The sequence below is a fragment of the Planosporangium spinosum genome (genome assembly GCF_049999945.1).
GTDB classification, from domain to species: Bacteria; Actinomycetota; Actinomycetes; order Mycobacteriales; family Micromonosporaceae; genus Planosporangium; species Planosporangium spinosum.
Genome location: NZ_JBLYUB010000001.1, coordinates 343,581 through 369,562 on the forward strand (window position 1 = coordinate 343,581; position 25,982 = coordinate 369,562).

Annotated in this window: 28 protein-coding genes; 13 read left to right on the top strand and 15 right to left on the bottom strand. The window is 72.7% G+C overall.

Annotated elements, in window-relative coordinates:
• Positions 1 to 7: 7 nt before the first annotated feature.
• The gene (locus ACNTMW_RS01605; RefSeq protein WP_426631477.1) at positions 8 to 688 is read right to left on the bottom strand and encodes a pentapeptide repeat-containing protein; all 681 of its coding nucleotides are present in this window, start codon (positions 686 to 688) and stop codon (positions 8 to 10) included.
• 171 nt (positions 689 to 859) lie between these two features.
• On the opposite strand from ACNTMW_RS01605, the gene ACNTMW_RS01610 reads away from it, so the two are divergent.
• Entirely contained in the window at positions 860 to 1,207 is a 348-nt protein-coding gene (locus ACNTMW_RS01610; protein WP_426631478.1) for a hypothetical protein, read from the top strand.
• A gap of 100 nt (positions 1,208 to 1,307) precedes the next feature.
• Here ACNTMW_RS01610 and ACNTMW_RS01615 read toward each other — a convergent pair whose 3' ends face one another.
• On the bottom strand, positions 1,308 to 2,060 hold the full coding sequence (locus tag ACNTMW_RS01615; RefSeq protein WP_426631479.1) for an SDR family NAD(P)-dependent oxidoreductase: 753 nt from the start codon (positions 2,058 to 2,060) through the stop codon (positions 1,308 to 1,310).
• A gap of 161 nt (positions 2,061 to 2,221) precedes the next feature.
• Between ACNTMW_RS01615 and ACNTMW_RS01620 the strand changes: the two genes are divergently transcribed.
• On the top strand, positions 2,222 to 3,370 hold the full coding sequence (locus ACNTMW_RS01620; protein WP_426631480.1) for an MGDG synthase family glycosyltransferase: 1,149 nt from the start codon (positions 2,222 to 2,224) through the stop codon (positions 3,368 to 3,370).
• A gap of 57 nt (positions 3,371 to 3,427) precedes the next feature.
• Positions 3,428 to 4,573 (top strand): inorganic phosphate transporter, encoded by a 1,146-nt coding sequence (locus tag ACNTMW_RS01625; RefSeq protein WP_426631481.1) that lies wholly within the window; start codon positions 3,428 to 3,430, stop codon positions 4,571 to 4,573.
• Between the two features lie 102 nt (positions 4,574 to 4,675).
• On the opposite strand, the gene ACNTMW_RS01630 is transcribed toward ACNTMW_RS01625, so the two are convergent.
• The 3 genes from ACNTMW_RS01630 to ACNTMW_RS01640 all read right to left on the bottom strand — a co-directional run bounded on the left by ACNTMW_RS01630 (position 4,676) and on the right by ACNTMW_RS01640 (position 8,235).
• Positions 4,676 to 6,301 carry a methyl-accepting chemotaxis protein gene (locus ACNTMW_RS01630; protein ID WP_426631482.1) on the bottom strand — a complete coding sequence of 542 codons (1,626 nt, stop codon included), beginning with the start codon at positions 6,299 to 6,301 and terminating at the stop codon, positions 4,676 to 4,678.
• Between the two features lie 178 nt (positions 6,302 to 6,479).
• On the bottom strand, positions 6,480 to 7,400 hold the full coding sequence (locus ACNTMW_RS01635) for an adenosine kinase (protein ID WP_426631483.1): 921 nt from the start codon (positions 7,398 to 7,400) through the stop codon (positions 6,480 to 6,482).
• Positions 7,401 to 7,506: 106 nt separating this feature from the next.
• The gene (locus ACNTMW_RS01640; RefSeq protein WP_426631484.1) at positions 7,507 to 8,235 is read right to left on the bottom strand and encodes an SDR family oxidoreductase; all 729 of its coding nucleotides are present in this window, start codon (positions 8,233 to 8,235) and stop codon (positions 7,507 to 7,509) included.
• Between the two features lie 101 nt (positions 8,236 to 8,336).
• Between ACNTMW_RS01640 and ACNTMW_RS01645 the strand changes: the two genes are divergently transcribed.
• The 6 genes from ACNTMW_RS01645 (at position 8,337) to ACNTMW_RS01670 (ending at position 13,758) form a co-directional block, all read left to right on the top strand.
• Positions 8,337 to 9,188 carry a helix-turn-helix transcriptional regulator gene (locus tag ACNTMW_RS01645; protein WP_426631485.1) on the top strand — a complete coding sequence of 284 codons (852 nt, stop codon included), beginning with the start codon at positions 8,337 to 8,339 and terminating at the stop codon, positions 9,186 to 9,188.
• 294 nt (positions 9,189 to 9,482) lie between these two features.
• Complete coding sequence (locus tag ACNTMW_RS01650; protein ID WP_426631486.1) at positions 9,483 to 9,878, top strand: BlaI/MecI/CopY family transcriptional regulator; 396 nt, start codon at positions 9,483 to 9,485, stop codon at positions 9,876 to 9,878.
• Positions 9,875 to 10,816 carry a M48 family metalloprotease gene (locus ACNTMW_RS01655; protein WP_426631487.1) on the top strand — a complete coding sequence of 314 codons (942 nt, stop codon included), beginning with the start codon at positions 9,875 to 9,877 and terminating at the stop codon, positions 10,814 to 10,816. The genes ACNTMW_RS01650 and ACNTMW_RS01655 overlap by 4 nt, the downstream gene beginning before the upstream one ends.
• 220 nt (positions 10,817 to 11,036) lie before the next feature.
• Positions 11,037 to 11,744 (top strand): response regulator transcription factor, encoded by a 708-nt coding sequence (locus ACNTMW_RS01660; protein WP_426631488.1) that lies wholly within the window; start codon positions 11,037 to 11,039, stop codon positions 11,742 to 11,744.
• Positions 11,741 to 13,204, top strand: coding sequence for a HAMP domain-containing sensor histidine kinase (locus ACNTMW_RS01665; RefSeq protein ID WP_426631489.1), 1,464 nt, complete (start codon positions 11,741 to 11,743; stop codon positions 13,202 to 13,204). The genes ACNTMW_RS01660 and ACNTMW_RS01665 overlap by 4 nt, the downstream gene beginning before the upstream one ends.
• Positions 13,205 to 13,278: 74 nt before the next feature.
• The gene (locus ACNTMW_RS01670) at positions 13,279 to 13,758 is read left to right on the top strand and encodes a hypothetical protein (protein ID WP_426631490.1); all 480 of its coding nucleotides are present in this window, start codon (positions 13,279 to 13,281) and stop codon (positions 13,756 to 13,758) included.
• A 124-nt stretch (positions 13,759 to 13,882) separates the two neighbouring features.
• Here the strand turns inward: ACNTMW_RS01670 and ACNTMW_RS01675 are convergent, their stop codons facing one another.
• The 4 genes from ACNTMW_RS01675 to ACNTMW_RS01690 all read right to left on the bottom strand — a co-directional run bounded on the left by ACNTMW_RS01675 (position 13,883) and on the right by ACNTMW_RS01690 (position 16,950).
• Positions 13,883 to 14,824, bottom strand: coding sequence for an undecaprenyl-diphosphate phosphatase (locus ACNTMW_RS01675; protein WP_426631491.1), 942 nt, complete (start codon positions 14,822 to 14,824; stop codon positions 13,883 to 13,885).
• Positions 14,821 to 15,507 (bottom strand): DedA family protein, encoded by a 687-nt coding sequence (locus ACNTMW_RS01680; protein WP_426631492.1) that lies wholly within the window; start codon positions 15,505 to 15,507, stop codon positions 14,821 to 14,823. Before ACNTMW_RS01680 ends, ACNTMW_RS01675 begins: the two co-directional genes overlap by 4 nt.
• Positions 15,508 to 15,571: 64 nt before the next feature.
• The gene (locus ACNTMW_RS01685; protein ID WP_426631493.1) at positions 15,572 to 15,949 is read right to left on the bottom strand and encodes a BlaI/MecI/CopY family transcriptional regulator; all 378 of its coding nucleotides are present in this window, start codon (positions 15,947 to 15,949) and stop codon (positions 15,572 to 15,574) included.
• A gap of 278 nt (positions 15,950 to 16,227) precedes the next feature.
• A complete protein-coding gene (locus tag ACNTMW_RS01690) occupies positions 16,228 to 16,950 on the bottom strand; it encodes a phosphatase PAP2 family protein (protein WP_426631494.1) in 723 nt (240 codons plus the stop codon).
• Between the two features lie 173 nt (positions 16,951 to 17,123).
• On the opposite strand from ACNTMW_RS01690, the gene ACNTMW_RS01695 reads away from it, so the two are divergent.
• The gene (locus ACNTMW_RS01695; RefSeq protein WP_426631495.1) at positions 17,124 to 17,492 is read left to right on the top strand and encodes an ArsR/SmtB family transcription factor; all 369 of its coding nucleotides are present in this window, start codon (positions 17,124 to 17,126) and stop codon (positions 17,490 to 17,492) included.
• Positions 17,482 to 17,988: an SRPBCC family protein gene (locus ACNTMW_RS01700; protein ID WP_426631496.1), complete on the top strand. Its 507-nt coding sequence runs from the start codon at positions 17,482 to 17,484 to the stop codon at positions 17,986 to 17,988. Before ACNTMW_RS01695 ends, ACNTMW_RS01700 begins: the two co-directional genes overlap by 11 nt.
• A 218-nt stretch (positions 17,989 to 18,206) precedes the next feature.
• Here the strand turns inward: ACNTMW_RS01700 and ACNTMW_RS01705 are convergent, their stop codons facing one another.
• The 4 genes from ACNTMW_RS01705 to ACNTMW_RS01720 all read right to left on the bottom strand — a co-directional run bounded on the left by ACNTMW_RS01705 (position 18,207) and on the right by ACNTMW_RS01720 (position 22,655).
• The gene (locus ACNTMW_RS01705; RefSeq protein ID WP_426631497.1) at positions 18,207 to 19,211 is read right to left on the bottom strand and encodes a sporulation protein; all 1,005 of its coding nucleotides are present in this window, start codon (positions 19,209 to 19,211) and stop codon (positions 18,207 to 18,209) included.
• A 161-nt stretch (positions 19,212 to 19,372) separates the two neighbouring features.
• The gene (gene htpX / locus ACNTMW_RS01710) at positions 19,373 to 20,242 is read right to left on the bottom strand and encodes a zinc metalloprotease HtpX (protein WP_426631498.1); all 870 of its coding nucleotides are present in this window, start codon (positions 20,240 to 20,242) and stop codon (positions 19,373 to 19,375) included.
• Positions 20,218 to 21,312 carry a hemolysin family protein gene (locus tag ACNTMW_RS01715; RefSeq protein ID WP_426631499.1) on the bottom strand — a complete coding sequence of 365 codons (1,095 nt, stop codon included), beginning with the start codon at positions 21,310 to 21,312 and terminating at the stop codon, positions 20,218 to 20,220. The genes htpX and ACNTMW_RS01715 overlap by 25 nt, the downstream gene beginning before the upstream one ends.
• Positions 21,309 to 22,655, bottom strand: a complete 1,347-nt coding sequence (locus ACNTMW_RS01720; RefSeq protein ID WP_426631500.1) for a hemolysin family protein — start codon at positions 22,653 to 22,655, stop codon at positions 21,309 to 21,311. The genes ACNTMW_RS01715 and ACNTMW_RS01720 overlap by 4 nt, the downstream gene beginning before the upstream one ends.
• Before the next feature lie 203 nt (positions 22,656 to 22,858).
• On the opposite strand from ACNTMW_RS01720, the gene ACNTMW_RS01725 reads away from it, so the two are divergent.
• Positions 22,859 to 23,266 (top strand): MerR family transcriptional regulator, encoded by a 408-nt coding sequence (locus ACNTMW_RS01725; protein WP_426631501.1) that lies wholly within the window; start codon positions 22,859 to 22,861, stop codon positions 23,264 to 23,266.
• A gap of 36 nt (positions 23,267 to 23,302) precedes the next feature.
• Here ACNTMW_RS01725 and ACNTMW_RS01730 read toward each other — a convergent pair whose 3' ends face one another.
• Positions 23,303 to 23,596 carry a hypothetical protein gene (locus ACNTMW_RS01730; RefSeq protein WP_426631502.1) on the bottom strand — a complete coding sequence of 98 codons (294 nt, stop codon included), beginning with the start codon at positions 23,594 to 23,596 and terminating at the stop codon, positions 23,303 to 23,305.
• Positions 23,597 to 23,685: 89 nt separating this feature from the next.
• Positions 23,686 to 24,447: a FadR/GntR family transcriptional regulator gene (locus ACNTMW_RS01735; RefSeq protein ID WP_426631503.1), complete on the bottom strand. Its 762-nt coding sequence runs from the start codon at positions 24,445 to 24,447 to the stop codon at positions 23,686 to 23,688.
• Between the two features lie 174 nt (positions 24,448 to 24,621).
• Here ACNTMW_RS01735 and ACNTMW_RS01740 point away from each other — a divergent pair, with 174 nt between their 5' ends.
• Positions 24,622 to 25,881: an ABC transporter substrate-binding protein gene (locus ACNTMW_RS01740; protein WP_426631504.1), complete on the top strand. Its 1,260-nt coding sequence runs from the start codon at positions 24,622 to 24,624 to the stop codon at positions 25,879 to 25,881.
• Positions 25,882 to 25,982: the final 101 nt, after the last annotated feature.

The following is a 25,982-nucleotide window of genomic DNA, read 5'->3' on the forward strand; positions in this document are numbered from 1 at the left end:
TGGCCCTTCAAGATCTGAAATGGCTGTCCTGGCCGTCCATCTCGATGGCCAGTTCGCGCAGCATGCTCGTGGCCAGCCCAGGAAGTTGCTCCTGCGCCAGGCGAACGCCGTGCAGGCTGGCCAGCCCGGTTACCTGGCTGAGGTCGTTGTCTCGCAGGTCCGCCTGGCGCAGGTCACAGGTGTCCATAACGAGGCCGGCCAAGTTGCATGACCGGATCGCCACTGACGGCAACCGGCAGTTGGCCATGGTCGTCTCCGTGAGAGTGCAGCGCGTCCACGCGGCCGGTCCGGTCGCGCGTACGTCGGCCAGGGTGGCGTAGTCCAGGCGACAGTCCTCGAAGATCACGTTCTTGAGGGTGGTCTCGCCGAGCAGCAGGCCGGTCATGCGGCAGCCGACGAACTCGCACCGCTCGACGGTCATGCCGGTGAGACGGGCGCTGGAGAAGTCCACCCGTTCGAAGCGGCAGCCGTAGAAGGTGACGTTGCGCCAGGCCACCTCAACGAGGTTGACGCCGGCCAGATGGCTGAGCCGGACACGCGCGCCGGTGAGGTGGAGCCGTGACCAGTCCGTACCGTCGACGTTTGCCTCCACCAGGTCATCATCGGGTGGGTCGGTGGTGTCGTCGAGGTCGCGGGGGTCAAGGTCGGGTGTGAGGATGACCAGATCGCCGACGCTTCGGGTTTCCATCGTGTCCCACTCCAGCATTCGAATGAGGTGGTGGGCCGGCGAGCGCCGCCCCACCACGCGGGGGCTTGCGTTACCGATGGCGCGACCAGTTGTCCCAGGACGAGCGGTTGTCCCAGGCTACGGGCCGCCCGTACCCTCATCGACTCCCGAGGACCGATCACGCTGGCCGCCGTGCTCGACGCCGCGCGGGACAGCGGGGTCACCGGCCTACCCAGTGCCGCGACCGTCAGCGCCGGCCGCGTCTGGCCAGCCGGCGCCGAATGGGTCGCCGAGGTCGGCCAGGCCCCCGACACCCACGCCCTCGACCAGCTCTACCCCGACCAGGACCGGGCACGCGCAGCAGCCTGCGGCGCGATCGAAGCCGAACGGGACCGGCTCGCGCAGCGCCTTCGCGCGGCCGGGGGCGTCCTGGCCGAACTGGCCGGCACGCGCGAACGCTGGCAGGAGCCGGCGCTCTACGTGTGGGACAGCGCTGACCAGCGTGAGCCCCGGCTTCACGCTCCCGCCTACAGAGCGTGAACGGTCAGCGTCGATCGAGCCGCGGGCGCCCGCTGGCCATGCCACGCCGAGGCTGCCAAGGAACGGGCCGGGCCTGCACGGCGGCGACCACCGGGTCTCCTCAGCCGAACCGGGCGGCCAGTCGCCGGTACAGTCCCGGCGCGGCGCCGCGTACCGCGACGGGTAGCCGCAGCCAGCCCGGCGCGTATCGCTCGGCGTCACCGGTCTCGATCGCCCGGACCAACAGATCGGCGACCTGACCGGCGGGCAGCGGCCGGGGACTGGCCCGCTCGTACGGCCGCCCCCGGCGTTCGAAGAACTCGGTGGCGACCACGCCGGGCACCAGCACACCCACCCCCACCCGCGAGCCACGCAGCTCCAGCCGCAGGCTCTCGGCGAAACTGTCGAGGCCGGCCTTCGTCGCCGAGTAGACCGCCTCGCCGGCCACGCCCATCCGGCCGGCGATCGACGTGACGAACATCAGGTACCCGGGACCGCGGGTACCCATCGCGGGAAGCAACGCCCGGGTGAGTCGCATCGGCGCGACCAGGTTGACCGCGACCAGCCGGTCGATGTCGGACGGATCCATCCCGCTGAACGGTCCGGCCCAGCCGATCCCGGCACTGTGGACGACGATGTCGACCGGCTCACCGAGCCGCCGGGCCTCCGCCGCCAGGCGGTCCACCTCCGCCGGATCGGCGAGGTCCCCGGCCAGCGGGACTCCGCCCGTCCGCTCGGCCACCGTCGACAGTCGTGCCTGGTCACGGCCGTGGACGATCAGCCGCGCGCCCGCGTCGGCCAGCCGGAGGGCGCTCGCCCGGCCGATACCGGACGACGCGCCGGTGACTAGCGCGACCCGGCCCGCGATCCGCATCAGTACCCTCCCGAGTCAGCGCCGTCCCGTCGGCCGCAGCGACCGCTTCCCCGTTTCCGCGCGGTCAACCCACGCGTGGTCGGCGGCCGGGCGCCCGGCCGCCGACCACGGGGCCGGGCGTGTCGACGGTTAACCCGCGCCCATCGTGGTAGAGCAGCCCCGTGTCCATTCCCGAGCTACGCCCGGTCGGCCACGACCGGCGCCCCCGCGTCGTGGTGATCTCCGCCAGTGCCGGTGCCGGACACGACGGCGCGACCCGCGAGCTGGCGTACCGGCTCGACGGCCGGGGCTTCCAGGTCGACTGCCTGGACGTCACCGACATCTTCCCGTGGCGGATCGGGCGGCTGCTCCGCGGCACCTACCACGGCATGCTGATACGGCTGCCGTGGGTCTACGAGGGACTGTTCGCCATCGGCTGCCGGTTCTCCGGCGCGGCTCCGATCACCCGCGCCCTGCTCCGCCCGGTACGGCCACGGGTGCGTCGGGTGCTGCCCGCGGACACCCGCGCGGTCGTGTCGACCTACCCGATCGTCAGCCAACTGCTCGGCCCGTTACGCCGCGACGGCCAGCTGGCGGTACCCGTGATCACCTACCTGACCGACTTCGCCGTCCACCCGATCTGGGTCTCCCCCGGAGTCGACGTCCACTGCGCGGCCCACGACACGAGTCGCGCGCAGGCGCTCGCCCACGGCGCAGACGATGTCCGGGTGGCCGGCCGGCTGGTGTCGCCGGAGTGCCGCCCCGTCTCGGCCGCGGTGAAACGGCAGGCGCGGGAACGCTTCGGCCTGCCGTCGCAGGAGCGGCTCGCGCTGCTCGTCGCCGGCTCGTGGGGCGTCGGCGAGCTGGAGGCGGCGGCGACCGAGATCGCGGCCACCGACGTGGCGGTCCCGATCACGGTCTGCGGACGGAACGCGGCCCTGTACCACCGGCTGCGCCGGCGGGACATCGGGCGGGTCTTCGGCTGGGTGGACGACATGCCATCCCTCCTGCAGGCCGCCGACGTCCTGGTGGAGAACGCCGGCGGGCTGACCGCGCTGGAAGCCATGGCGTGCGGGCTGCCCGTGCTCACCTACCGGCCGATACCCGGGCACGGCACGGCGAACGCGGTCACGATGGACTATGCCGGCGTGGTGAGCCTGGTGCACAGCCGCGACGCGCTCGGGCCGACCCTCGTCGAGCTGACCGACGGCGTACGGGGCCGGCGGCAGCGCGCTGCCGGGCTGGCGCTGTTCGAGTCGGACCCGGCGGCCGTGATCGCCGACATCATCACCGGCGGGCGGCCGGTGTCGGAGGGCCGCCGGCCGGTGTAGCCGGATGTTCACCGTCCGTTGGCGGCCGGATCACCCGGCCGGGGCAGGTTCTGACCCATGTCGGCGATGTTCGCGGCGACCGTCGGTGTCGTCGCTCTCGCGCTGGTGTTCGACTACACCAACGGCTTCCACGACTCGGCGAACTCGATCTCCACCGTGGTGTCCACCGGCGTCCTGCGGCCGCGCTGGGCGGTACTCTGGGCCGCGTTCTTCAACTTCGTCGCGTTCCTGGTCTTCGGTACGGCCGTGGCGAACACGATCGGCCAGACCGTCAGGCTCGGCGTCGCGAGTACCTCCGTCGTCTTCTCGGCCCTGCTGGGTGCGGTGGTGTGGAACTACGTGTCGTGGTGGCTCGGGCTGCCGACCTCCTCGTCCCACGCGCTGATCGGCGGACTGACCGGGGCGGGTGTCGCCGCCGGCGGACTGGACGCGATCCACTGGGGCAGCGTGCGTAAGGCCGCCCTGTTCATGGTCGTCTCCCCGGTCGCCGGCCTCGTCCTGGGCGCGCTGCTGATGGTGGTCGCCCGGGCGGTGCTCCGCGGCACGCGGACGGACGGCAGCGGCCGGCCGGTCAGGGCCCTGCAACTGGTGTCGTCCGCCGCCGTGTCGCTCGGCCACGGCACCAACGACGCCCAGAAGACCATGGGCGTGATCACCGCATTGCTGGTCGCGAATGGCTACCTGCACCGGTCCGGGGCGGCGCTGCGGATCCCACTGTGGGTGGTGCTGGCCGCCCACGCCATGATCGCGGCGGGCACGCTGTCGGGAGGCTGGCGGATCGTCCGTACCCTCGGCACCCGCATCACGCCGTTGCGGCCGGTGAGCGGCTTCGCCGCGGAGGCCGGGGCCGCGACGGCGCTGTTCGCCTCGACCGCCCTGGGCGCCCCCGTCTCCACCACACACACGGTCTCCGGCGCGGTCACCGGCGTCGGCACGGTACAGCGGCCGGTGCGCTGGCGCACCTTCGGGTCGATGAGCGTGGCCTGGGTGGCGACGATCCCGGCGGCGGCGGTCACGGCCGCCGGGATGTACCGGATCACCCGACTGCCCCGGCCGGTCTCCACCGCCGGTGTCGTCGCGGTCCTCGCCGTACTGGTCCTGAGCGTCGTGGCCGCGACCCGGCGTACGGTCCGGGCCGCCGACCTCGAACGCGAGGTGACCGACCGCGGTCGCCGGTCCGAACCGACCGGCGCGCCGGCCTGACGACCCGGACGGACCGCTACAGCCGGGCGAGGCCGGGCTGACGGACCCGGACAGGCCACCACCGATCGCACCCGGCGGGGGGCCGGCCCCCGCCGGGTGCGGTCAGTACCGGAAGCGCCCCACGACCTGCTGCATGTGCGCCGACATCTCGGCCAGGTGCCGGGCGGCGGCGCTGGCCTCGCCGACACCGGTGGCCGCGACCTGTACGGCGTCCGCCAGGCCGGCGACGCTCTCGGCCACCTGGTTGCCGGCGGTGGCCGCCTCGTGGACGCTGCGGCTCATCTCCGCCGTGGTGGCCGTCTGCTCCTCCACGGCCGACGCGATCATGGTCTGGTAGTCGTTGACGCGGCCGATGATGTGGGAGATCTCGCCGATGGCCGTGACCGCGCTGGCGGTGTCGCCCTGGATGGCCTCGATCCGCCGGCTGATGTCCTCGGTGGCCCGGGCGGTCTCCTGGGCGAGGTCCTTGACCTCGCTGGCGACCACGGCGAACCCCTTGCCGGCGTCACCGGCGCGGGCGGCCTCGATGGTCGCGTTCAGGGCGAGCAGGTTGGTCTGTTCGGCGATCGAGGTGATCACCTTGACCACGTTGCCGATCTCGGTCGACGACTCGCCCAGGCGCGCGACGACGGTGTTGGTGGAGTCGGCCGTCGCCACCGCCTTGCCGGCGACCTCGACGGCCTGGCTCACGTTCGTGGCGATCTCCTGGATCGACTGGCCCATCTCCTCGGCGCCGGTCGCGACCGCGGTGACGCCGCGGGAGGTCTCCTCACTCGACCGGGAGACCGCGGAGGCCCGCTGTGCCGCGTCGGCGACGCCGTCGTTGATCCGGCCGCTGGTGACCGACAGTTCCTCGGCCGACGCCGCCAGCGCCCCGGCGGCGTCGTCCAGCGCCTGGACCGTGTCGCGAAGGCTGCCGGTAGCGGTACCCAGGGCGTCGGCCATCTCGCCGACCTCGTCCCGCTGGCGTACCACCGCCTGCTGGGTGAGGTCGCCGTCGGCGACCGCCCGTAGGACGTGGGCCACCCGGCGCAGCGGGACGACGACCAGGCGCCCGACGTACACCGCCAGCGCCAGTGCGACCACCAGGCCGATCCCGATCAGTGCCAGCACGCTGTACTCGGCGCTGCGGACCGTGGCGTCGAAGCCCTTGGCGGCGACCAGTGCCTTGCTGGCCCGGTCGATCTCGGCTGCGAGCGCCGTCTCGTACGCCTTGCGCAGGTCGCGGTTGGGCCCGTAGCCGGCCTCGACCGCGCCGGCCCGGTTACCGCTGTCGAAGAGGGCGAACTCCGCGTTGACCGCGTTGAACCAGCCGTCGACGCTGGTCTTCAGTTTGTCCACGGTGGCGACCTCGGCCGGCGTGGCGGCCGCGTCACGGGCCTGCTGGAGGGCCGCGTCGGCGACCGTCTGGCGGCCGGAGAACTCGGTCTTGAACTTCGCGTCACCGGCCATCAGGTAGCCGCGCTCGTCGGTGGCGGCGGACTTCGCCGCGAGGGCCGCGTTCTCCAGGCCGATGATGTAGGGCACCGCCCGGCCCACCTCCTCCTGCCGGTACGTGCGCAGGTCGCTGATGCGCACGAGCGCGAGCGCCCCGACCAGGACCGCGAGGATGATGCCGACGGTCGCGGTGAAAATGATCTTGGTGCCGACCCTTCGGTCGGCGAACCAGCCGAGCAGACCCCGCCGGTCCACTCCGCGGGGGTCTGCGGGGTCCACGTGCGATGCCATGACCGCCAGCCTCCTTGCATTCGGCGGCGCCATCGCCGCAGCCCAGCCGAAACGGGATGTGTCGAACATCGGCCGGACGCGCGGAAATCTGACCCATTGCCAAACTTTCACTGCCGTTCACCTGCCGTTAACCATCCACCCGCGCAGGAGCCGGGAGCGGGGCCCGGCCGGAGCGGTGCTAGGCCGGGGCGGTGCCGACGGCGCGACTGCGTGCCAGCAGGGTCGCCCGGTCGATCGGGCCGACCTCGGTGCTCGGGACGGTGCAGGCGTGCGCGCCGGCCACCGAGCCGTAGCGGACACACGTCTCGACCGGCTCCCCGGCGAGCGCGCCGAGGAGGAACCCGGCCACGAAGGCGTCGCCCGCGCCGTTGCTGTCGACCGCGGGTACCGGCGGCGCGACCGCCGGGTACCGCCGCGGCGCCGCCTCGCCCCTCGCCAGGACGTACCCTCCGGCGGCACCGGCCGTCGCGACCACGACGCGGGCCCGCCCCCGCGCCAGGATCCGGCGCATGGTCGCCCCGTGGTCGGACAGCGCGGCGGTGGACAGGAAGACGATGTCGGCCTCGTACGCGAACGCCTCGTGGTACGGCTCGACCCCGTCCCAGTTGTGCAGGTCGGTCGAGACGGTGCGGCCGGACGCGCGCACCGTCGCGAGCGCGTGCCGGCACGGATGGGTGATCGACACATGGACGTGCCGGGCGCCGGCCGCCAGGTCGGCGACGAGCGCGACCGGCAGGCGGTCGGCCTCGTGGCCGCGGCTGCTGTCGTACAGCGACAGCCTCCGGCCGGCCGGGTCGACCAGGTTGACCGCCCGCTTGGTACCCGCGGGCGTCGCGATCCCGGTGAACGCGACCCCGTGGCGCGCGTGCAGAGCGCGCACCAGATCGCCCTCCGGATCGTCGCCGACCACGTCGACGAGCGCGGTCCGCGCGCCCAGGGCGGTCAGCCCCAGCGCCACCCCGTCGCCGGTCTGGCCGGCCCGGGTCCGGATCGCCGGCACGTGGTAACTGTCCGCCATCGGCAGGGGAAGCTCGGGCACGTAGACGACCGTGTCCACTCCCGCGCCGCCCAGGACGAGCACCTCGCACCTGTCCGCCATCCCCGTACCCCTTCGGCGAGCACCGGTGTGCGTCCCGGCCGCGACCACCGTACCGTGACCGGGCCGCACACCGGCGCGTGTGGACGGACGGGCCCGCCCGATCCGGTCACCAGGGCTGGACGCCGTCCTCGTCGAAGAAGCCGCCGGTCGGACCGTCGTCGGGCAGGGTGGCCAGCCGGATCGCGGCGACCGCGCCCTGCGTCGGGGTACGCGGCCCGGAGTGGCCGTTCATGTCGGTCGCGCAGTAGCCGGGATCGGCGGCGTTCACCTTGACGGGCGTGTCGCGCAGCTCGTTGGCGTACGAGACGGTGACCGCGTTGAGGGCGCTCTTCGACGAGTTGTACGCCAGCAGCGGCGCCTGGCCGTACGGGTGCCGCGGGTCGCTGGTCAACGCCAGGGAACCCAGGCCGCTGGACATGTTCACGATGCGCCCGGCCGGGGCCCGCCGGATCAGCGGCAGCAGGGCGTTGGTCAGCGCCACCACGCCGTACACGTTCGTGGCATAGGTGCGCGCCAGCAGCTCCACCGGCGTCTGGCTGGGCTTCCGGCCGTGTTCGAGCAGGATGCCGGCGTTGTTGACCAGGATGTCGAGCCGGCCGTAGTCGCGTTCGATGCGGGCGGCGGCGGCCGCGACCGACACCGGGTCGGTCACGTCCAGTTCCAGCGGCACCGCGACGGCCCCTTCGGCGGCCAGGTTCTCGGCCGCGACGGTACCGGTGCCGGGGTCGCGCGCGCCGACGAGCACCGTGACCCCCGCCCGACCGAGCCCGCGCGCGATCTCGTACCCGATCCCCTTGTTGGCCCCCGACACGAGGGCGATCCGTGGTTCGCTCATGCGCCGAGTCTGCGGCGGTCGCGGCGGCCCGTGCAGAGACCGGCGGAACCACGGATCGACGGTCCCTGGCTACGGGTCCCCGCCGCCGCGAAGATGACCACATGGACCGCTCCCAGCTCGCCCAGTTCCTGCGCAGCCGCCGCGCCCGCGTGCACCCCGGCGACGTGGGGCTGGCCGCCGGTACCCGACGGCGCACGCCAGGCCTGCGCCGCGAGGAGGTAGCCCGGCTCGCCGGCATCTCGGTGGACTACTACGCCCGGCTGGAGCAGGCCCGCGGGCCGCGCCCGTCGCGCCAGGTGCTGTCCGCGCTGGCGCGGGCGCTGCGACTGCACGACGCCGAGCGCGCGCACCTGTACCACCTGGTCGGCGAGGTGCCCACCCCGCCGGCCAGCCCGAGCCCGGACGTGCCCGCCGGTGTCCTGCACCTGCTCGACCGGCTCGACGACACACCGGCGTACGTGATCGACGCGAAGTACGAGATCCTCGCCTGGAACCAGCTCGCGGCCGCGCTGCTCGGCGACCCGTCCAGGTGGCCGCCCGGCCGGCGCAACATGATCTGGAACCTGTTCGCCGGCGAGTGCTCCGCCACGGCGCTCGCGGATCCGCAGGGTAGCGCGTTCGCCGACGAGTGCGTCGCCGATCTGCGCGCCGCCGCGGCCCGGTACCCGGAGGACCCGGGCATCCACCACCTGATCGCCCGGCTGCGGGCGACGAGTCGTGAGTTCGTCCGACGGTGGGAGCAGTTGCGGGTGTGCGTGCGGCGTGGCTCGACCACCACACACTTCCGTCACCCGGTGGTCGGGGAGCTGACCCTGGAGTGCGAGGTGCTGGACGTCGCCGGGCACGGGCAGCGGCTGGTCATCTACAGCGCCGCGCCGGGCAGCCCGGCCGCTGAGGCGTTGAAACTGCTCGGCGTGGTGGGCGTCCAGTGGGCGGCGAACAGCCCCGCCTGAGCCGAGTCCCCGGAGCCCGGCTCGGGCGGTCCCGGCTCCCCCGTGGTGAGCCGGTACCGCTGCCGCCGCCCGCGGCATAGCGCAGGTGGCGCTTCGCGCCGATAGCCTCGCGGTTGGGGTACGTGCCGACGGTGACCGTGGCGGCGACGAGATGTCTCTGGCGAACCGGACGTCAGGGGGCTCGTGTGACCGCCTACGGAAGCGCGACTGAACACGTGCACCTGGATCGATGACGTATCCGGCCGCGCGTCCTACTACTCTCTTGCGTAGTAGATACTCGCCGCGCAGGGCGCCGTGGACAGGAAGGGCGACGGCATGGACGTGGAGCGCCGGGCACGCGGCGACCTCAAGCAGCGGGTCCTGAACGTCCTGCTCGCCTCCGACACCCCGATGACCCCCGCTCAGGTACGCGATGCCATCGACCTCGACCTGGCGTACACGACGGTGATGACCGTGCTGGCCCGGCTGTGCGAGCAGGGGCTGGTCGCGCGCAGGCGGTCCGGCCGGGCCTTCGCCTACACCGCCGTGGCCGACCGGGCCGAGGTGACCGCCCGGCAGATGCACCGACTGCTGGAGACCGGCGACGACCGGGTCGCCGTGCTCAGCCGCTTCGTCGGGGTCCTCAGCGACGACGACGAACGGGCCCTCATCCAGTTGATCGGCCGCATCGACGAGGGTGGCACCCGGTGAGGGCCGCCGTGGTCATCGCCATCGCGGTGTCGCTGCTCATCGCGGCCGTCGGCCCCGCCCTGGGCCGTCGACTGCCACCCGCGGCGGCCACCCGGCTGCTCGTGGCCGCCAGCGTCCTGGTCGCCGGGTGCAGCGTCCTCGTCACCGCCGTCATGGCGTTCACCTGGATCGGCCAACTGCCACTGGTCGCCGCGTTGGGCGACTGGTCGGCGGCGATCCTGCGCTCGACCAGCCCCATCCCCGTCCAGGTGGCCGCCGCCAGTGCCGTCCTGCTGCCGCCCGCCGCCGGATGGTGGCTGGTCGTGGTCGCCCGCCGTTGCGCCGCCCTCGTCGCCACCTACCGCACCTGCCGGCACCTGGCCGCCGCCGGCGCCCTCGTCGTCGTCGACCACCAGCGGCCGGACGCGTTCACCACCCCCCATCCGGCCGGCCGGATCGTGGTCACCACCGGTCTGCTGCGGGCCCTCACCAGCGACGAACGGCGGGTGGTGCTCGCCCACGAGACCTCCCACCTGGTGCGCCGGCACGCCTGGTGGCTGCTCGTCGCCGACCTGGCCGCGGCGGCCAACCCGCTGCTGCGCCCGACCGCCCGCGCCGCCGCCCGATGCGCGGAGCGGTGGGCCGACGAGGACGCCGCCGCCACCGTCGGCGACCGCCGCCTGACCGCCCGGACGCTGGCCCGCATCGCCCTGCTCACCCGCGACGCCGACCGCACCGGCCCGGTCGCCCTCGCCGCGACCGGCGGCGACGTACCCGACCGGGTCCGCGCTCTGCTGGTCCCGCCCCCGCCGTCCCGACCGGCCAGCATCGCCGTCGTCACCGCGCTGCTGCTGGTGCTGTCGGCCGCGACCCTGATGGTGCAGCACCGCGGCGAGGAACTGTTCGACGGCGCCAGCCTGCACCCGGTCGCCGTCGCCGGGCACGTCCGGCATCGGTGACGCGGCGGCCCGAGTTGCCCGTACGGGCCGCCGGCGCGCCTCTTACCGCGCTCCTACCCGTTTCTTACGCGACTCTTATCCGCAGGTCGAGCCGGTGAGGTGGTGATCGCCGGAGCACGGAACCGGCCCGTACGCTGCTCATCAGGGGTGGAGCACCGTGGCGCCCGCGGAGCGCGCGGGAGCCGGGACCGTGGCGCGGGAGCCGGGACAGGAGCGTCGGATGCGGGTACTGGTGGTCGACGACGAGGCCGCCGTGCGCGACTCGCTGTCGCGGACGCTGCGGTTCGAGGGCTACGAGGTCGCCGTCGCCGTGGACGGAGTCGACGCGATCGACCTGATCCGCAGCCAGGAGCCCGACGCCGTGATCATGGACGTGATGATGCCGCGCCTGGACGGCCTGGAGGCGTGCCGGCGGCTGCGGTCGGAGGGCCTGCTGCTGCCGGTACTCATGCTCACCGCCCGCGACAGCGTCGGCGACCGGGTGGCCGGCCTGGACGCCGGCGCGGACGACTATCTGGTCAAACCGTTCGCCCTCCAGGAACTGCTGGCCCGGCTGCGCGCCCTGCTGCGCCGGTCGCTGCTGACCGGCCCCGCCGAGCCGGTCGCGGCCGCCGGACCCGCGACGGTGCTCAGCTTCGCCGACCTGACGCTCGATCCGCAGACCCGGGAGGTGCGGCGGGGCGCCCGTGCGGTGCGCCTGACCCGTACCGAGTTCGCGATCCTCGAGGTCTTCCTGCGGCATCCCCGCCAGGTGCTGACCCGGCAGGTGCTGTTCGAGCAGGTCTGGGGGTACGACTTCGGCGAGACCTCGAACAGCCTGCACGTGTACCTGGGCTACCTGCGCCGCAAGCTGGAGGCCGGCGGCGAGCCCCGCCTGCTGCACACCGTGCGCGGCGTCGGGTACGTGCTACGGGAGCAGCCGCTGTGAACCCGGTGGCCGCCCGGTGGGCGAGGCTGTCGCTGCGGGCGCGGCTGTCGGCGATCGTGGCCGTGGCCGTCGCGGTCGCCGTGGTGGCCGTCGGCTCGCTCGCCTGGCTGGCCGTGCGCGCCGAACTGTACCGGCAACTGGACGCCCAGCTCAGCGCGGACGCCGGCGTGATCGCCACGCATCCCGACCAGTTGCCGTCCGCGGTCGCGCCGGTGGAGCCCGACGGCCGCGACGGTGACTGGCACGGCGGCCCCGGTCCGCGCGTACGCCGGGTGATCGGTCCGCGCTGGCAGGTTCTCGACCCCACCGGCACGCCGGCGGCGGGCGTCATGCCGGTGCTGCCGGTGACGCCGGCGGCCCGGGCGATCGCCGCCAGCGGTCGGGCCAACGCGCGGGAAGAGGTCGAGGTCGGGTCGACGACCTACCGGATGCTCACCGTGCCGGCGCAGGGCGGGGGCGCCGTGCAGGTGGCGGTCCCCCGCGACCCCACCGACCGTACGCTCGGCGCGCTCGGCCTGCTGCTGGCGCTCGGGTGCCTGGCCGGCGTCGCGGGCGCCGCGCTGCTGGGGCGTACGGTCGCGCGGGCCGGGCTGGCGCCGGTCGAGCGTCTGACCGATGCGGTCGAGCACGTCGCCGCCACGCAGAACCTGCAGGCCGCGATCCCGGTGAGCGGCGAAGACGAGATCGCCCGGCTGGCCCGGTCGGTCAACGCGATGCTGGCGGCACTGGAGTCGTCCCGCACGGCGCAGCGCACCCTCGTCGAGGATGCCGGCCACGAGCTGCGTACGCCGCTGACCAGCCTGCGCACCAACATCGAGTTGCTGATCCGGGCCGACACCACGGACACCGGCCGGCTGCTGCCCGCCGAGGACCGGGCGAAACTGCTCCAGGACCTGGAGATACAGGTCGTCGAGCTGACCCAGCTGACCAACGAACTGGTCGAGCTGGCCCGCCAGGACGCCAGCCCGGAGCCGGACGAGGAGGTCGACCTGGCCGACGTCGTGGCGGCCGCGGTGCAGCGGGCCCGACTGCGGGCCACCTCGGTGACGTACGAGACCGCGCTGCGGCCCGCGGTCGTCACCGGCCGGCCGCAAGCGCTCGAACGCATGGTGCTCAACCTGCTCGACAACGCGGCCAAGTGGAGTCCCGCACGCGGGACCGTCGAGGTGACGCTGTCGCACGAGGCCGGCGGCGTCCTGTTCACCGTCGCCGACGCCGGGCCGGGCATCGACGACCGTGACCTGCCCCGCGTCTTCGAACGGTTCTACCGGGCGACCTCGGCACGGTCGATGCCCGGCTCCGGCCTCGGTCTCGCGATCGTCGCGCAGACCGTCGCCCAGCACCACGGCACGGTCACCGCCGGCCGGTCCACGGCCGGCGGCGCGCTGTTTTCGGTACGGCTTCCGGCCGGCCACCCGGTGGACGCGGCACCCGGCCGGCGATTCTCATCGAATTCTTAAGGTCGGCCTCGGCCGCTCTTACCGGCGCCGCACACGATGGGCTACCGACCGGTATGTCAACCTTGGAGCCCACCGTGACGAATGCACCTGAACACCCCGAGACTCCCGAACAGCCCGGACCGGTGCCGCCGCCCGGACCGGTACCGCCGCCGGAGCCCGCGACCACTCCGCTGTCCGCCGGCCCGGCTACCGCGCCTTCCCCGGCGCCGCGGCCCGCGTGGTACCGCCGGCTGCCCGGCCCGCTGGGCGTATGGGTGACCGCGCTGGCGTTCGTGTCGGCGTGCGTCATCGGCTGCGGCGGGTTCATCGCCGGGGCCGTGGTCTCGCACGGCTTCGGCGACCGGCACGAGGTGGGCCGGGTCGAACGCTGGGGCCCCGGCGAGCGCCCCGGACCCGGCGTCCCCGGGCCGTACGGCCCGGGACCGAACGGCCCGGGCGACGAGCGTGGCCCGCGGCACCGCAAGGTCGTACCCGCCCCGACGCCCCCGGGCGCCACGACGCCGACCCCCGCGCAGCCGTCCACCCCGACGCCGACGGTCAGCCCCACCGCCTGACCACTCCTCCGTCGGCCCGCACACCGCGCGCGGCGGGAACCCCGTTCGGCGAACGGGGTTCCCGCCGCGAGTGCTTTCTTACCCTCCGCCCGTGCTCCTTCCGCCGCCCGCGCTCGGGTCCGACCTAGGCCAGCGTCAGCCAGGCGAGGCTGCCGAGGCCCGCGACCAGGCAGTACACCGCGAACGGGGTCAGCGTGCGGGTCTCGAAGTACCGCGTGAGGAACCGTACGGCCAGGTAGGCGCACACCCCCGACACGACGCTTCCGGCCAGCACCTGGCCGTGGATGCCGGCGCCGAGCGGCCCGAACAGGTCGGGCAGCTTGAGCGCGCCCGCGGCGAAGATGACCGGGGTGGCCAGCAGGAACGAGAACCGGGCCGAGTCGGTGTGGGACAGGCCGCGCAGCAGCCCGGCCGCCATGGTCGAGCCGGACCGGCTGATGCCGGGTAGCAGGGCGAGGATCTGCGCCGCGCCGATCAGCGTGGTGTCCTTGACGGTACGCCCGGCGATGCGCCGGTCGGCGGCGATGCCTTCGGAGTACGGCGCGTCCGACGAGCCACCGGCCACGGTCGCCATCGTGGCGGCCGCGGTGGTCGGGTCGGCCGCCGCCCCGCGGCGCAGCCGTTCGGCGCCATAGAGGATGACGCCGTTGACCGCGAGGAAGACCGCCGCGGGCACCGGGCGGCCCAGCACCGTGCGGAACGTGTGCTCCAGCAGCAGGCCGGTCACCCCGACCGGGATGGTCGCGATGATGATCATCCAGGCCAGGCGCTCGTCGGCGGTGCGGACCCGCCGGTACCGCAGTGAGGTGAGGAACCCGGTGATGATGCGGACCCAGTCCCGCCAGAAGAACGCCAGCAGCGCCAGCGCGGTGGCCACGTGCAGGCCGACGATGAACGCCAGGTACGGCGACTCCGGGGTGGAGACGTTGAGGTCACGTGCCCAGCGGCCGCCGACCAGCGCCGGGAGGAGCACGCTGTGCCCGAGGCTGGAGACCGGGAACAGTTCGGCGACGCCCTGCAGGGCGCCGACGACGATGGCCTCCGGGTAGGTGAGGTGCCCGCTCATGCCGCCCCCCGTCCGGCGCGGCGGTTACGCAGGACCTCGACGACCAGCGGCACCAGCGAGATCACCACGATCAGGGCGACGACCGGCAGCAGGTATTTGTCGATGTTGGCCGCGCCGATCGTGTCCCGCAGCTTGCGCGCCGGCAGGTAGCCCAGGAGCAGCACGCCGTCGGTCCACAGCAGGCCGCCGACGAGGTTCCACACCAGGAACCGGCGGGCCGGCATGTGGAGCACGCCGGCGACCGGGTTGATGAAGGTACGCACGACCGGGACGAACCTGGCCAGGGTCACCGCCTTCGCCGGACCGTACCGATTGAAGTACTCCTCGGCCCGTGTGACGTACTCGGTCTTGAACAGCCGTGAGTCCGGCCGGGTGAACAACCGAGTGCCGTACCGGGCACCGAGGCGGTGGCCGAGCTGGGCGCCGGCGACCGCGCACACCGGCGCGCCGACCAGCAGGGCGGGCAGCGGCAACGGCCGCATGTGGAGGATGTCGGTCGCCACCGGGGAGGCGGCGATGCCGGCCAGGAACAGCAGCGAGTCACCGGGGAAGAAGAAGCCGACCAGCAGGCCGGTCTCCACGAACATCAGGGCCAGGACGCCGAACAGCCCGAAGGACCGGATCATCGACGAGGCGTCCAGCACGTTGACGGCCAGCGCGGGCGCGCCATGGAGAGCATGCACGGCCAAACCCTACACGATGTAGGGGAACTGGGTCCGTAGGCGAACGCCGCCACCGCGTGGCGCGCTACCCCTGCCCGTCGTCGCTCAGCACGGCGCGCAGGACCCGCTCGTCGTCGGGACTCAGCGCCGTCACGAAGCGCTGGAGGATCTCGGCCCGGTCGCGCCCGCTCTCGAGCACGGTGCGCATCCGGTCGGCGGCATCCTGCGCGGCGTCCTTGACCGGCCGGTATCCGCTGCGGGCACCCTCGCGCACCCGGACGACCAGGCGCTTGTCGTACAGCCGGGTCAGGATCGTATGGACGGTGTTGTACGCCAGCCCGGTACCCAGCGCCGCCTGGACCTGCGCCGGGGTGAGCGGGCCGTCGGCCGCCCACAGCGCCGCGAGCACCTCACCCTCCAGCGCGCCACTCGCCCGTCGGCCATGCGCCGGTCGTTGAACCACCAGTCCTCCACCATCGACTGCGACCACACCCATCATGGCGTGATCGGCCGGCCTTCGAGCGTACGCGAGCGCTCCGGTAAACGTACCGCTCGTGGCGTCCGGAACCGGCCACCCGGCTGGTCGCCGCGCCCGTTGGGCGTCACGGCCGACGCAGCCAGCCATGCGCGACGAACTCCACCGTCACCACGACCACGACCGCCTCCACCGCCAGCAACCCGATCAGGATCAGGAGCTGGGTCGCGCCGGCCGGTACCGGATCACGGTCGAACCATGGCCGGTCAGCCCGGCCGCATCGACCGGGCGTCGCGCGCGATCCGGACCGCGCCGAACGCCGCCGTCATGGCCGTCACCCACGCCGCGCCGAGCAGATAACCGGCGACCACGTCGGAGAGGTAGTGCACCCCGAGCGCGATCCGGGAGAAGCCGATGGCCAGCACCATCAGCCCGCACCCGGCAGCCGCCAGCACCGACCAGGGCCGGCGCAGCCTCGGCAGGATCACCACCAGCAGCAGCACCGCACAGGTCACCATCGCCGCCTGCGCGTGCCCGCTCGGGAAGCTCATTCCGTTGGCGTGCGCGACCGGATGCGGCAGGACCGGGCGGGCCCGGTGCACGCCGATCTTGACCGCGTTGTTGAGCAGGGAACTGCCGACGACGGTGACCACGACGTAGACCGCCAGGCGGTACCGCCGACGCCAGAGCATCCAGCCGACGACCACCGCGAAGAGCACCAGGTACACCGACGACGACCCGACGTTGCTGACCACCTTCATCCCCGTGACGAAGCCCGGGTGCCGGAGCGCGTACCGGTACAGGCCGTCCCGGAGACCGGTATCCGCCCCGGCCAGCGGCCGCCACGCGGCCTCGACCAGCAACAGCACCAGCCCGAACGTCGCGAGGAGTACCGCCACCGCGACCAGCACCGGGCGCGACACCGACGCGACCCGGCTCCGGGTACCGGGCCGTAGCGCCGACGCTGCCGAGCCGCGACTACCGGTCACGCACAACCTCCCTCACCGGGCCGGACACCCACCCGTCGTCCGCGGACCCGCCACCCGACCTCCCGGAGACCCTACAAGATGTAGTTGAGTCACCCCGCCCCGGACACGGGCCGTCATGGATCGGAGCCGCCGACCCCGCTTGACGCATTCCCTTATGGGTATACGATTGTCCCATGGCGCGAGCGGCGACGACGACGGATGCGTTCAACGCGGTGGCCGAGCCGCGGCGGCGACAGATCCTGGATCTGCTCTCCGGCCGCGAACTCGCCGTCAACGACCTCGTCACACTGCTCGGCCTCGCCCAGCCGCTGGTCTCCAAGCACCTGCGGGTGCTGCGCGAGGTCGGCCTGGTGGATGTCCGCGACGAGGGGCGCAACCGGATGTACCGGCTCAACCCCGAGCCGCTGAGACCGATCCACGACTGGGTGACGAAGTACGAGCGGCTCTGGTCGGAGCGCTTCGACCGGATGGATGCGGTGCTGGCGGAACTCAAGGACGCGGAACTCAACAACACAGAGATCGGAGACGGCGATGACGAGTAGCGGCACGGCGACGGTGACGCTCCCCACCGACACGCGGATCATGATCACGCGCGAGTTCGACGCGCCCGCCCGGTTGGTCTGGAAGGCCTACACCACGCCGGACCTGATCCGGCGATGGTGGGGCGGCGAACGCGGCACGGTCACCGTCGCCGACGTCGACCTGCGGGTGGGCGGCCGGTGGCGCTACGCGCTCGTGGCCAACGGGGGTTTCGAGGTCGCGTTCCACGGCGAGTACCGGGAGATCGTCCCGGCCGAGCGGCTGGTCAACACCGAGGTGTACGAGGGTATCCCGGACGCCGAGGAGCAGGCGGCGCTGGTCACGGCCACCTTGACCGAGAAGGACGGCCGCACCCTGCTGGAGGTGCTCGTCGAGCACCGCGACAAGGCAGGCCGCGACGCGCACATCGACTCCGGCATGGAAGGCGGCATGCAGGAGGCCATAGACGCGCTCGAGCACGTCGCGGTCGACCTCGCCGCGGTCGAGCGCGCCGGCTGACCCGGCCTGCCCCGCCCCAAGATCCGTGCAATGTCGCGAACATTGCTGCTATCCCGCGTGAGGAAGCAGCAATATCGGCGACATTGCACGGATCTTGGGGCCGGGCGCCGGGCCACCGGCGAACGTGGTGGCCCGGCGAACGTGGTGGCCCGGCGAACGTGGTGGCCCGGCACCCGGGGCCGCTCCCCGGCCCCCGGCCACTTCCCGGCACCCCGGGACTACTCCCCGAAGTCGCCGAAGTCGGTGGCGAGGTCCTCGCCGCCATCCCCGTCGAAGACCTCGTCCATGATCTCGCCGGCGACGTAGCCGCCGACCAGGCCGGCGGCCACGCCCCCGATGACCGCGCCGGCGCCGAAGCCACCGCGGCCGTGGCCATGCCCCGGCTGACCGTACCCGTGCCCCGGCTGACCGTAGCCGTGGCCGTAACCGGGCGGGGCGTAGTGCCCGGCGCGGGGGAGCACGGCCTGGTTCAGCCACCCGTCGATCTGCGCGGCCCAGTCGGTCCGGTCGGCGGTGGCGGGGTCGACGCGCAGGTGGTGGAAGACGTCACGGCCGCCGGTGAACAGCCCGCCCCGCTTATCGACCTCGATGATCACGTCGAGGCCGTGCGGGTTGGCGACGAAGGTCAGCTCCACCTCGTTGAGCGCGTGGGAATACTGCGGTGCCGCCCAGAACTCGATCTCCTGGTAGAACGGCAGGCTCTGGTGCACGCCGCGCAGGTACCCACGTTCGAGGTCGGCGGACTTGAACCGGAAGCCGAGCCGACCCATCGCCTCCAGGATGATCTCCTGGACGGGCAGCGGGTGCACGAAGACGGGGTCGAGATCGCCCTTGTCGACCGCCCGGGCGATGGCGACCTCGGTACGCAGGCCCATGGTCATGCCGTGCAGCCGCTGGCCGTACACGTCGGTGATCGGCGTTTCCCACGGAACCGGGAACTGGAACGGGATCGACTGGCGGGCGCCGGCCGGAAGGTGCAGCCGGCCGGTCACCGGTACCCGATGGAACTCGACCATGCTGTTGTACTCGCTGCCACCGCCTTCGACCTCGACCCGCGTGACCAGACCGACGGCGACATGCTCGATGTCGACGTCGTTCTTGCCGCCCTCGAGGTGGACCTGCCCCTGCAGCATCGCACCGGGCCGGGTGTTCGGGTCGGTGAGCACCGTGTCCACCGACGGGCCACCGACGCCGAGCGCGCCGAGCATCTTCTTGAAAACCATCAGGATCTCCTTACCAAGGTGTACCGGGCGTCATCGACAACAGGGAGTACGGGGCTGGTTGCGCACCCGACCGGCTGGGCCCGTGACGGCCACCGCCGGTCGGACCGGGGCGGTACCACCGGCGCGACGCGCCGGGGCTGCCGGCGCGCCGCGCCGGGTGCTCAGCGCGACGCCGTAGGAGTGCTCGCCATCTGGTGCAGGCGGCGGATCCGGTCGGCGGTCGGAGGGTGGGTCCGGAACAGCGCCGCCAGGCCGCCGCCGGCGAGCGGGTTGGCGATCATCAGGTGGGCGTGCGAGGCGTACTGCGAATCGGCCGGCAGGGGGAGCACCTGCGCCCCGTGCTCGATCTTGTTCAGGGCGCTGGCCAGGGCCAGCGGGTCGCCGGACAGCCGGGCGCCGTCGGCGTCGGCCTGGTACTCGCGGCTGCGGCTGATGGCCAGCTGGATCAGCCCCGCGGCCATCGGGCCGAGGATGAGCATCATCAGCACCGTCAAGGGGTTGGGCGCGTCCTCGTCGTCGGAGCCGAACGGCAGGAACAGGGCGAGGTTGGCCACGGCGGTGATGATGCCGGCCAGCGCCGCCGCCACGCTGGAGATGAGGATGTCACGGTTGTACACGTGCGACAGTTCGTGGCCCAGCACGGCCCGTAGTTCGCGCGGGGTGAGCAGGTGCAGGATGCCCTCGGTGACGCACACCGCTGCGTTGGCCGGGTTGCGGCCGGTGGCGAACGCGTTCGGCTGCGGGGTCGGGCTGACGTACAGGCGGGGCGTCGGCTGGCCGGCGGTCGTGGCCAGCTCGCGGACCATCGCGTACAGCTCGGGTGCCTGGGCCTCGCTGACCGGCTGGGCGGCCATCGACCGCAGCGCGAGCTTGTCCGACCAGAAGTAGCTGGCGGCGTTCATGGCCAGCGACAGCAGCAGGCCGATGACCAGGCCGGCGCTACCGCCGATCCAGTAGCCGGCGGCGAGGATGAACGCGGTGAGCAGCCCGAGCAGCAGGGCGGTCTTCACCCCGTTGTAATGGCGTTGCATGGTGTCCTCACTTCCTTCGGGACTGCGGTGGTAAGAGCAGGGGTGCGGTCGGTCTCGTCGTCGAACTCGCCGAGGACCTGCTCCAGCAGGTCCTCCAGCGCGACCAGGCCGACGACGTCGCCGGCGTCGGTGACGAAGGCGACCTGGGCGCGGTGCTGTCGCATCGCGGTGACCGCCGCCGGCACGGCCACCCGCACGTCGAGGGTGAGCGGCTGCGTCATCAGCTCACCGGCCCGCGCCGCCCGGCCCGCGGTGACGGCCCGGATGGCGTCGCGTACGTGGACCTGGCCGACGATGCGGCCGTCGTCGACGACGGCGAGCCGGGACCGGCCGGCACCGTGGCTGACCCGCTCCACCCGGTGCGCGTCGGCCTGTACGTCCACCGCGACGATCCGGTCGCGGGGTGCCATCACCTGGCCCAGCGTCGTGTCCTGCACCTGTAGCAGGCGGGTGAGCAGCTGGTGCTCGTCGGCGGGCAGCAGCCCGTGCTCCCGGGACTGTTCGAGCAGCATCCGCAGGTCGTCCGGGCCGTGCGCCTGGGCGAGGGTGTCGGCCGGGGGTACCCGCACCGCCCGCAGCGCGAGGTTGGCCATCCCGTTGAGCGCGGTGAGCGCGGGGCGCGCCAGCCGGGCGAACGCCCGGAACGGCAGCGCCAGCAGCAGCGCGGAGCGCTCGGGGTCGCTGATCGCCCACGACTTGGGCGCCATCTCCCCCACCACCATGTGCGCGAACACCACCAGCACCAGGCTGATGCCGAACGCCACCGCGTAGCTGACTTCGTGGGGCAGGCCCAGCGCGGCCAGTACCGGATCCAGCAGGTGCGCGATCGCCGGCTCGGCCAGCGCGCCGATGCCGAGCGAGCACAGCGTGATGCCCAACTGGGCGCCGGCGAGCATGACCGACAGCTCGCGGCTACCGGCCAGCGCCGCGACCGCGGCCCGGTTCCCGTGCGCCGCGGCCTCTTCCAGTCGGTGGCGCTTGCTGGCCACCAGCGCGAACTCGGCGGCGACGAAGAATCCGTTGCCGGCCAGCAGCAGTACCGAGACGACCAGTGCCCAGGTGGTACTCATACCGACACCGCCACACCGTCGCGGACCGCCACGGAGGCCGGCACGTGCCGCCGCACCGCGATGACCTCCAGCATGACCCGCGGCGGGTCACCACCGTCGGCCGTCAGCGGCCCCGGTACCTCGATCTCGACGCGGTCACCGGGTCGGGGAACCCGTCCCAGTCGGGTCAGCACCAGGCCGCCGACCGTGTCGTAGTGCTCGCCTTCCGGCAGCGTCACGCCGGTCGCGTCGGCGACCTCGTCGACCCGCCAGCGGCCGGGGACCAGCCACGACCCGTCCGGGCGCCGCAGCGCTCCCGGTTCGGCCGGGTCGTCCTCGTCGAGGATCGAGCCGACGAGCTCCTCCGCGACGTCCTCGAGGGTGACCACGCCTGCGAAGCCGCCGAACTCGTCCACCACGCAGGCCAGTTGCCGGTGCTCGGCCCGCAGCCGGTCGAGCACCACCAGCGCTGGAAGGGTCTCGGGTACCAGCAGCGCCGGCGTCGCCACCGCGGTGACCGGGGTGTGGGCGCGTTCGGGCGCCTCCAGCGCGAGCACGTCATTGACGCCGACCACGCCGACGATGTCGTCCACGCCGCCGTCGCCGATGACGGGGAAGCGCGAGTGACCGGTGTCGATCAGCTGCACCACCCGGATCGCCGGGTCGCTCGCGTGCACGGTGTGCACGTCGACGCGCGGGGTCATGACCTGCCCGGCGGTACGCTGCCGGAACTCCAGCCCGCGGGCCAGCAGGTGGGCGGTCTCCACGTCCAGGTGACCATCGGCGCGCGCCGCGGCGACCACGCGCGCCAGCTCGTCGGCGGTGGCGCCGGACGGCAGCTCCTCGACCGGTTGCACGCCGACCCGGCGCAGCAGCCGGGTCGCGGCGGCGTCGAACAGCCGGATGACCGGACCGGCCATCCTCAGGTAGGCCAGCGTCGACCGGCTCAGCGCCCGGGCCAGCCGCTCCGGGCGGACGATCGCGAGGTTCTTGGGTGCCAGTTCGCCGAGCACCATCTGCACCACGGTGGCGACCAGCAGCGCCGCCGCCACCGACACCGGAAGGCCGACCGCCGCCGGCACCCCGGCCAGGCCGAGCAGTTCGGCCAGCCCCACGCCCAGGTACGGCTCGGCGACGTAACCGACCAGCAGCGCGGTCACAGTGATGCCCAGCTGCGCGCCGGAGAGCATGAACGACAGCTGGCCGGTCACCCGCAGCGCCCGCCGCGCGGCGTCGTCCCCGGCGTCGGCCAGCTGACGCAGCCTGCCCCGGTCGACCGCGACGTAGGCGAACTCCTGGGCCACGAAGTAGCCCGTGACGGCCGTCAACGCGACGATCAGGAGGAGTCCGATGGAGATCAACATGCCGGGACGCTGCCCTCGGCCTTCACCGAGCCGCGGACGGGCGGCCTCGGCGGAATCAGCAGCCGGGCAGAGCCCGGCCCGGTACTACAGCCCTCACCATCAGGCGAACAGATCACGCAGGCAACACTAGCACGTACCACTGTATGGTTGACCGGGTCGCGATAGTTTCAGGCGGTCACGCCTGAGACGGAAGGGGGTGCCACATGGCCGACCAGCTCCTACGCATCGGCGAGCTGGCCTCCCGCGCCGGCGTGAGCCCCCGCACCGTGGACTTCTACACCGGCCTGGGCCTGCTCACCCCGGCCCGCCGCACCGGCGGCAACTACCGCCTCTACTCCCCCGACGCGGTCGAGCGCATCACGATGATCCGGCAACTGGAGGCCCACGGCGTCAGCCTCCAGGACATCGCCGCCGCAATGCGGCGCGAACCGGCCGGCGACGCCATCGCCGGCCTGCTCACCCAGTTGACCCGGGACCTGCACGACCTGCAGGAGGTGGCGCACAACGCCGGCCCCGAGGTGCACGGCCTGCTCGCCGCGATCACCGCACGGGCGCACTCCCTCATCACGACCGCCCTGGAGATCGCCGCCAGCATGCCCCCGCCCACCTGAGCGACGGCGCCCGCCCATGGTGGAGACGTCACGGGGTCATCGCCCCGCGACGTCTCCATGATCATGAACGTCGGGGCGCCACCGCGCGGCGTCCAGGCTCCACGACCCGTCGTCGGCCGGTTCGTCCGCCCACCGGGGCGCCCACTCGACGTGGAACGCGTGCCGGAGCTGGACCGCCACGGCGTAGGCGACCTCGGGGACGTCCGCGAGCTCGATCGTCTCGCCCCGCATGGCGAGCTGCGCGTGCAGTTCGCACGCGATGGCGTTGCGAAGACGCGCGTCGGCGGCGGACAGGTCGTCGCCCGTCCGGGTGACCGGCTGAGTGCCCATGACCGCCACCGTCGGCCTTCCGCCGGCACGGCGTCAACCCGCCGTCGGGTTTCCCACAGCGACCCGCGGGCGGCCCGCCGACCGTGGCATCAGACCCGGTCAGGCTCGCCGGCGCGCTCCCAGATGGACTTCATCTCGCCGAGCGCCTGCTCCATGATGTGCACCATCGCGTTCTTCGCGCGCTCCCCGTCATGGCGCTGGATCGCCTGCGCCACCTCCGCGTGGAGGTGGAGCGCATCCTCGTCGGGATAGTGCGGCATCAGCTCGTAGTGGTGGCGGCCGGTGAGGACCTCCGCCACGAGTTCCTGGAGCTTGACGAACATCTCGTTGCCGGAGCTGTACAGCACCTGCCGGTGGAACTCGATGTCCAGCCGCAGGAACTCGTCCTCGTTGCCCGCCGTGCCCGCCGCCCACATCTTCGCGGCGAGCCCGACCAGGTCACTCGCCTCGTCGGGGGTGGCCCGCTCGGCCGCCAGGAAGGCCGCCTGCGGCTCGACCGCGGTCCGCAGTTCGGTGAGCGAGCGCAGCTGGGCGATCCGGTCGGTCGACGCGAGCCGCCAGCGGATCACCTGAGGGTCGAATACGTTCCAGTCGCTCGCGGGACGGATCACCGTGCCGACCCGGCGGCGGGTGTCGACGAGCCCCATGGCGGCCAGGACCCGCAGGACCTCGCGGACCACCGACCGGGACACGGCGCGCTGGTCGGCGAGGTCGTCGATGTACAGGACGGAGCCGGGCGCCAGGTCCCCGGAGCAGATGGCCGTGCCGAGTTGCTCGAGTACGCGCGCGTGCAGCCCGGCCTGGGCGGTTACCGGCGGGGAGGCGGCGTCTACTGGCGACGAGATGACCACCGACAAAACATACCAGTCGTGTGAAGGTTCTTGCATACGTCAGATTTATTGCCCTAGCATCCCCGCGTTAGGCAGATGTAAAGCGTGCGAGGCGCCGGTGTTACGGGCGCGGCGAGCCGCTCTAGAAGGGAAGATGCAATGTTGCGTCGATCGGTCATTGGAGGCTCGCTGGCCGTGGCTGTTGCCATCGGCCTGTCGGCCTGTGGCGGCAGTGGCAGCGGAGAGGGCGACACCGGGTCGAAGACGGTGCGCGTGACCCTCGCCAACCACGTGTGGACGGAGAACCTCAAGAAGGCGAAGTCCGAGTTCGAGCAGAAGACGGGCCTGAAGGTCGAGATCACCCAGTTGGGTGAGGACCAGCTGTCGGACCAGTACAACGTCAAGCTGAACGCGGGCTCCAGCGACCTCGACGTGATGATGTACCGCCCCCTCCAGGAGGGGAAGCTGTTCGCGAAGAACAAGTACCTGGCCGACCTGTCCAAGGACGTCAAGGCCAGCAAGGACTGGGACTTCAGCGACTTCCAGGCCGGCCCGGTGGAGGCCACCTCGTACAAGGGCAAGGTGGTCGGCGTCCCGATCATCACCGAGCGTGAGGTGCTGTACTACCGCAAGGATCTGCTGGCCAAGGCCGGCCTGACCGCTCCGCCGAAGACGCTGGACGAGCTCAAGACCGCGGCCGCCGCGGTGAAGGCCGCCGAGCCGGGCGTCGCCGGCTTCGTGGCCCGTACCGGCAAGTCGCCGGCCGTCACCCAGTTCTCCAGCTACCTCTACAGCTTCGGCGGCGACTTCGCCGACGACAACGGCAAGTCGACCGTCAACAGCGAGGCCGCCAAGAAGGCGTACGCCTACTACGGCGGGCTCATCAAGGACAGCGGCCCGGCGAACGTCAGCACCGACATGAGCTGGCCCGAGGCGATGGCCATCTTCACCCAGGGCAAGGCGGCGTTCTACACCGAGGCCGACTCGCTGTACAAGAACGCCACCGACCCGGCCAAGTCGAAGGTCTCGGACAACGTCGGCTTCGCGCCGTTCCCGGCCGGCCCCGCCGGCTCCAAGCCGTACAACATCCCGTCGTGGGCCCTGGGCATCAACGACGCCTCGAAGAACAAGGCCAACGCCTGGAAGTTCATCGAATGGGCGACCAGCAAGACGCAGGCGCTGGAGGCGCAGAAGGCCGGTGTGCCGAGCGCCCGTACCTCGGTGTGGGCGAACCCGGAGGGCACCGCGACGTACCCGAAGGACCTCGCCGAAGCCATCGCGGCCAGCGCCAAGGCCGGCGTCGGCCACGACCGCCCGCTGGTCGTCAAGGTTCCCCAGGCCCGTGAGATCGTCGGCCAGCCGATCGTCGACGCGATCACCGGCAAGGACGCCGCGGCCAGCACGGACACGGCCCACCAGGCCTTCCAGAAGTTCCTGGACGACGAGCAGAAGTAAGCCGAACCCGCGGGTGGCTCCGGCCGGACGACCGGAGCCACCCGCGCCGGGACCGGGCCCGCCGGCACCGCCACGATCGGTGGGACAGGGCCCGCCGATTG

What these genes read in the sequence shown, in the direction of transcription:
- ACNTMW_RS01605 (WP_426631477.1), bottom strand. Translation starts at nt 688, where the DNA reads ATGGAAACCCGAAGCGTCGGCGATCTGGTCATCCTCACACCCGACCTT.
- ACNTMW_RS01615 (WP_426631479.1), bottom strand. Translation starts at nt 2,060, where the DNA reads ATGCGGATCGCGGGCCGGGTCGCGCTAGTCACCGGCGCGTCGTCCGGT.
- ACNTMW_RS01625 (WP_426631481.1), top strand. Translation starts at nt 3,428, where the DNA reads ATGTCGGCGATGTTCGCGGCGACCGTCGGTGTCGTCGCTCTCGCGCTG.
- ACNTMW_RS01630 (WP_426631482.1), bottom strand. Translation starts at nt 6,301, where the DNA reads ATGGCATCGCACGTGGACCCCGCAGACCCCCGCGGAGTGGACCGGCGG.
- ACNTMW_RS01635 (WP_426631483.1), bottom strand. Translation starts at nt 7,400, where the DNA reads ATGGCGGACAGGTGCGAGGTGCTCGTCCTGGGCGGCGCGGGAGTGGAC.
- ACNTMW_RS01640 (WP_426631484.1), bottom strand. Translation starts at nt 8,235, where the DNA reads ATGAGCGAACCACGGATCGCCCTCGTGTCGGGGGCCAACAAGGGGATC.
- ACNTMW_RS01645 (WP_426631485.1), top strand. Translation starts at nt 8,337, where the DNA reads ATGGACCGCTCCCAGCTCGCCCAGTTCCTGCGCAGCCGCCGCGCCCGC.
- ACNTMW_RS01660 (WP_426631488.1), top strand. Translation starts at nt 11,037, where the DNA reads ATGCGGGTACTGGTGGTCGACGACGAGGCCGCCGTGCGCGACTCGCTG.
- ACNTMW_RS01675 (WP_426631491.1), bottom strand. Translation starts at nt 14,824, where the DNA reads ATGAGCGGGCACCTCACCTACCCGGAGGCCATCGTCGTCGGCGCCCTG.
- ACNTMW_RS01695 (WP_426631495.1), top strand. Translation starts at nt 17,124, where the DNA reads ATGGCGCGAGCGGCGACGACGACGGATGCGTTCAACGCGGTGGCCGAG.
- ACNTMW_RS01700 (WP_426631496.1), top strand. Translation starts at nt 17,482, where the DNA reads ATGACGAGTAGCGGCACGGCGACGGTGACGCTCCCCACCGACACGCGG.
- ACNTMW_RS01705 (WP_426631497.1), bottom strand. Translation starts at nt 19,211, where the DNA reads ATGGTTTTCAAGAAGATGCTCGGCGCGCTCGGCGTCGGTGGCCCGTCG.
- htpX (WP_426631498.1), bottom strand. Translation starts at nt 20,242, where the DNA reads ATGCAACGCCATTACAACGGGGTGAAGACCGCCCTGCTGCTCGGGCTG.
- ACNTMW_RS01715 (WP_426631499.1), bottom strand. Translation starts at nt 21,312, where the DNA reads ATGAGTACCACCTGGGCACTGGTCGTCTCGGTACTGCTGCTGGCCGGC.
- ACNTMW_RS01720 (WP_426631500.1), bottom strand. Translation starts at nt 22,655, where the DNA reads ATGTTGATCTCCATCGGACTCCTCCTGATCGTCGCGTTGACGGCCGTC.
- ACNTMW_RS01725 (WP_426631501.1), top strand. Translation starts at nt 22,859, where the DNA reads ATGGCCGACCAGCTCCTACGCATCGGCGAGCTGGCCTCCCGCGCCGGC.
- ACNTMW_RS01730 (WP_426631502.1), bottom strand. Translation starts at nt 23,596, where the DNA reads ATGGGCACTCAGCCGGTCACCCGGACGGGCGACGACCTGTCCGCCGCC.